This is a genomic window from Klebsiella sp. D5A (assembly GCF_001620885.1).
Taxonomy (GTDB): domain Bacteria; phylum Pseudomonadota; class Gammaproteobacteria; order Enterobacterales; family Enterobacteriaceae; genus Klebsiella; species Klebsiella variicola.
The window spans coordinates 1-4248 of sequence record NZ_LOAR01000035.1 but is presented as its reverse complement, the minus strand read 5'-3'; the positions used below and the strand labels follow the sequence as shown (position 1 = coordinate 4248).

The window sequence follows — 4248 nt, the reverse complement described above, 5'->3', positions numbered from 1 at the left end:
CACGAGCAGAACCACCGTAGGTTTTAGCCAGAACGGTAGTGATGGCAGCGGTCAGCGTTGTTTTACCATGGTCAACGTGGCCGATAGTACCGACGTTAACGTGCGGTTTTGTACGTTCAAACTTTTCTTTAGACATCGATTGTCCCTCTAAGACACGGATAAATCGGTGATATCACCACATCAACCAGGCAACATGCCCGACTTGTTGAATGAAAATAACAGAAGAGAAACAGGGAAGGAGAGAAAAGAAGTGGTGCTGATACCCAGAGTCGAACTGGGGACCTCACCCTTACCAAGGGTGCGCTCTACCAACTGAGCCATATCAGCACGTCTGGAGCGGGCAGCGGGAATCGAACCCGCATCATCAGCTTGGAAGGCTGAGGTAATAGCCATTATACGATGCCCGCATCCTGAAACTCGGCTACCCAGTTCTTTCTGTAATACTAAAGAGACTGCTCTCTTTAGTATTGAGCTGATTAGTTTACCCAACCAACTCCGGCTACGCAAAGCGTCGCCAGAAAGTGGTGGTGGGGGAAGGATTCGAACCTTCGAAGTCGATGACGGCAGATTTACAGTCTGCTCCCTTTGGCCGCTCGGGAACCCCACCCAAATTGTTATGGTGCCGACTACCGGAATCGAACTGGTGACCTACTGATTACAAGTCAGTTGCTCTACCTACTGAGCTAAGTCGGCATCAAGTAGCGCGCATTCTAGGGAGAGGAGCGAGTTCATGCAACTAAAAATTTGCATAAAACGTTCTCTTGCTCACATTTTGTGCTCTTACACGAAAAAACGGTGTAATTTCAAACAGAGCAGTGCAAATATTCGCCAGCGATCCAGCTCATCAGGAGCGGTTCCAGTCACCCGCTGATGCCCAGGATGTATGCGGACGACTGACAGAAAGGTAACGGGCCGTTAGCACTATCCTGCTGGTTTACTACGAATAAGAAACTTATTCCTCTCTTGTGATGCTGGCGCGAGAAAGCAGTATTCAATGAGTTTTTTTCTTATTATTCCCGGCAATCTGGTGTTACCCTCCTGCCCATTGTCCTGATTAACTCGTGTGAAGCATCGCCGTTTCAACGTATACGGCGATGGTAAGAACATGCTTATGAGCCAAAAAGAGCAGACGTTAATGACACCGTACCTACAATTTAACCGCCACCAATGGGCTGCACTTCGTGATTCTGTCCCGATGACGTTAACCGAGGATGAAATCACGCGGTTAAAAGGCATCAACGAAGATCTCTCTCTGGAAGAGGTTGCCGAGATCTATTTGCCGCTGTCGCGTTTGCTCAACTTCTATATCAGTTCTAACCTGCGTCGTCAGGCTGTTCTCGAACAATTTCTTGGCACCAACGGTCAACGCATTCCCTATATCATCAGCATCGCTGGCAGCGTTGCGGTGGGGAAAAGCACCACCGCGCGTGTACTGCAGGCCTTGCTTAGCCGTTGGCCGGAGCACCGCCATGTTGAACTCATCACTACTGACGGTTTTTTGCACCCTAACTCAGTATTGAAAGAACGCGGATTAATGAAGAAGAAAGGCTTCCCGCAGTCCTATGATATGCATCGACTGGTGAAGTTTGTCTCCGATCTTAAATCAGGTGTACCGCAGGCAACCGCGCCGGTTTATTCCCATCTGATTTATGATGTTATTCCCGACGGCGATAAAACCGTCGCGCAGCCGGATATTTTAATTCTTGAGGGACTCAACGTGCTGCAAAGTGGAATGGATTATCCGCACGATCCTCATCATGTATTTGTATCCGATTTTGTCGATTTTTCTATTTATGTCGATGCCCCGGAAGAATTACTGAAAAGCTGGTATATCAACCGTTTTCTCAAATTCCGAGAAGGGGCGTTTACCGATCCTGACTCCTACTTCCACAATTACGCTAAGCTGTCGAAGGAAGAGGCGGTGGATATTGCCACCTCGCTATGGAACGAGATTAACTTAATGAATCTTAAAGAAAACATCCTTCCAACCCGCGAACGTGCCAGCCTGATCATGACCAAAAGCGCCAATCATTCTGTGAATCAAGTACGCTTACGTAAATAAAGCAAAGGGAGCCGAAGCTCCCTTTTTTATTCTGCGCTGCGCAATGATATTTCACCGCCAACCCAGGCTTTTATCACCCCATCCTGTTCCAGCAATAGTGCGCCCTGCGCATCAATGCCCCGGGAAATTCCATAGATTTCTTTATCACCGATAATGAGTTTTACCGGGCGATGAATAAAGTTATCCAGTTTCTCCCAGCGCGGCAGATAGGGCGCTAACCCTTCCTGCTCGAACAGTTCCAGGCCCAGACGTAGCTCTTTAATCAGGCGCGCGGCGAGGAGATTGCGGTCGATGACAACCCCCGCCTCCTGAAGGCTTATCCACCCCTGATTGACCACGTCAGACTCCACGCGACGCATCACAAGATTGATACCCGCGCCACTAACGATTTGTGCAGCATCACCCGTTTTCCCGGTCAGTTCCACGAGGATCCCTGACAGTTTACGATCTTGCAGGTAAATATCGTTTGGCCATTTCACACGAACCTGATCGGCCCCGAGTTGCTGCAGAACTTCAGCGATCACGATACCAATCACCAGGCTGAGTCCAATAGCCGCCGCCGGCCCCTGCTCCAGGCGCCAGTACATCGAGAGATAAAGATTGGCGCCAAAGGGCGAGAACCATTTTCTACCTCGCCGTCCTCGCCCTGCCTGCTGATATTCAGCCACACAGGCATCCCCGGATGTCAGCTCATCAAGCCTGTCCAGTAAATACTGGTTAGTGGAGTCAATCACGGGGAGAACCGTCACTCGGCCATGTTCAATCTGTTGGGAAATCTTTTTCTCATCCAACAGATGAATGGGCTCCGGCAGGCTGTAACCCTTGCCTGGCACTGTAAACACATCGACGCCCCAGTCGCGTAAGGTCTGGATATGCTTATTAATCGCCGCCCGGCTCATGCCTAACTGCTCGCCAAGCTGTTCACCTGAGTGGAACTCGCCATCAGCGAGGATAGAAATCAACGTTAAGGGAATAGTATGGTCTTTCACGCAATGCTCTCCTCTGCGTTGACTTCGCCATGCGTTCCAATGAAGCGCACCTCGGGCTGAAGCCATACATCGAATTTCTTACCCACCTGCTGGCGAACGTAATGGGCTAGTTTTACCACGTCCTCGCTGGTCGCTCGATCTTCATTAATGAGTACCAGGGCCTGTTGTCTATGGACGGCCGCGCCGCCAATGCGTTGCCCTTTGAGCTGACATTGATCGATTAACCAGCCCGCGGCCAGCTTGACGGTGCCGTTTGCCTGCGGATAATGCGGCGCCTGGGGGAATTGCGCCAGCAGCGCTTCAGCAACCTGAGCGCTGACAATCGGATTCTTAAAGAAACTTCCGGCATTGCCGTTAATCTTGGGATCCGGCAACTTCGTCATTCGCATATGACAAACGGAATCGAATACCTGCTGCGGGGTGACGGTCTGTGGATCAAGACGCGTTAAATCACCGTAACTCAGTACAGGCTGCCATGCTTTCGCTAACGTTAAACCAATCGCGACGATGGCGTAGCGATCCTGGTATTCATGTTTAAAGATGCTGTCACGGTAGCCGAAACGGCATTCCGCCGCTGAAAGACGCTGCTTACGACCCGTTTCCAGCTCGATGCAGTCCACATAGTCGCAAACCCGCTGGAGCTCGACACCGTAGGCGCCAATATTCTGGATCGGCGAAGATCCTGCGCAGCCAGGGATCAATGCCAGATTTTCCAGACCTGGCATCGCATGCTGTAGCGTGAACTGCACCAGTTGATGCCAGTTTTCGCCGGCGCCGACGTGCAAGCACCAGGCTTCCGGCGTTTCGCTCACCTCGATCCCCATAATCCGGTTGAGGATCACCGTACCGGCATAGTCGTTCAGAAACAGGACATTACTACCTTCCCCAAGGATCAGCGTGGGTTCGCCTGCCGCGACAGCAGTTTGCCAGGCGCTTAATAACTGCTGCTCAGTTTCGGCGCGTACAATCGTCCTGGCGGAGCGCTCAATGCCAAAGGTATTCCAGGGTTTGAGGGAGTGGTTCATAGTGGCTTCCTGATGCAAAATCGGCGTTAGTTTACCGTATCTGGCGGGGGAAGGCTTGCCTGATTGCAGGGGCAGTGATATTGGGGGCGTTACCGGTAATGATGCGGTGTACCGGTCCGGGCAACAGGTCGTGCAGGGCGGGTGCGAATCCGTAGCCCCGGTAAGCGCAGCG

The 4248-nt window shown here is 51.5% G+C and carries 4 protein-coding genes and 4 tRNA genes; 1 reads left to right on the top strand and 7 read right to left on the bottom strand.

Annotation, left to right across the window (positions count from 1 at the left end; genetic code table 11):
- From AS136_RS27770 to AS136_RS25800, 5 genes are all read right to left on the bottom strand, one after another.
- Positions 1–136: GTP-binding protein (locus tag AS136_RS27770; RefSeq protein WP_009484166.1), on the bottom strand; the 136-nt coding region annotated here is incomplete at its 3' end.
- A gap of 115 nt (positions 137–251) precedes the next feature.
- Positions 252–327, bottom strand: a tRNA-Thr gene (locus AS136_RS25815).
- A 5-nt stretch (positions 328–332) separates the two neighbouring features.
- A tRNA-Gly gene (locus AS136_RS25810) sits at positions 333–407 on the bottom strand.
- A 115-nt stretch (positions 408–522) separates the two neighbouring features.
- Positions 523–607: transfer RNA gene (locus AS136_RS25805), tRNA-Tyr, on the bottom strand.
- Positions 608–617: 10 nt separating this feature from the next.
- A tRNA-Thr gene (locus tag AS136_RS25800) sits at positions 618–693 on the bottom strand.
- A 418-nt stretch (positions 694–1111) separates the two neighbouring features.
- Here AS136_RS25800 and coaA point away from each other — a divergent pair.
- A complete protein-coding gene (gene coaA / locus AS136_RS25795) occupies positions 1112–2062 on the top strand; it encodes a type I pantothenate kinase (protein ID WP_012543215.1) in 951 nt (316 codons plus the stop codon).
- Positions 2063–2088: 26 nt separating this feature from the next.
- Here coaA and birA read toward each other — a convergent pair whose 3' ends face one another.
- Both birA and murB read right to left on the bottom strand, forming a co-directional pair.
- Positions 2089–3051 carry a bifunctional biotin--[acetyl-CoA-carboxylase] ligase/biotin operon repressor BirA gene (gene birA / locus AS136_RS25790; protein WP_008808010.1) on the bottom strand — a complete coding sequence of 321 codons (963 nt, stop codon included), beginning with the start codon at positions 3049–3051 and terminating at the stop codon, positions 2089–2091.
- Positions 3048–4076 carry a UDP-N-acetylmuramate dehydrogenase gene (gene murB / locus AS136_RS25785; RefSeq protein WP_023323447.1) on the bottom strand — a complete coding sequence of 343 codons (1029 nt, stop codon included), beginning with the start codon at positions 4074–4076 and terminating at the stop codon, positions 3048–3050. Before murB ends, birA begins: the two co-directional genes overlap by 4 nt.
- Between the last annotated feature and the right edge of the window lie 172 nt (positions 4077–4248).

Bases quoted from the DNA above. Each gene is read 5' to 3' on its own strand.
- coaA (WP_012543215.1), top strand. From the start codon at position 1,112: ATGAGCCAAAAAGAGCAGACGTTAATGACACCGTACCTACAATTTAAC.
- murB (WP_023323447.1), bottom strand. From the start codon at position 4,076: ATGAACCACTCCCTCAAACCCTGGAATACCTTTGGCATTGAGCGCTCC.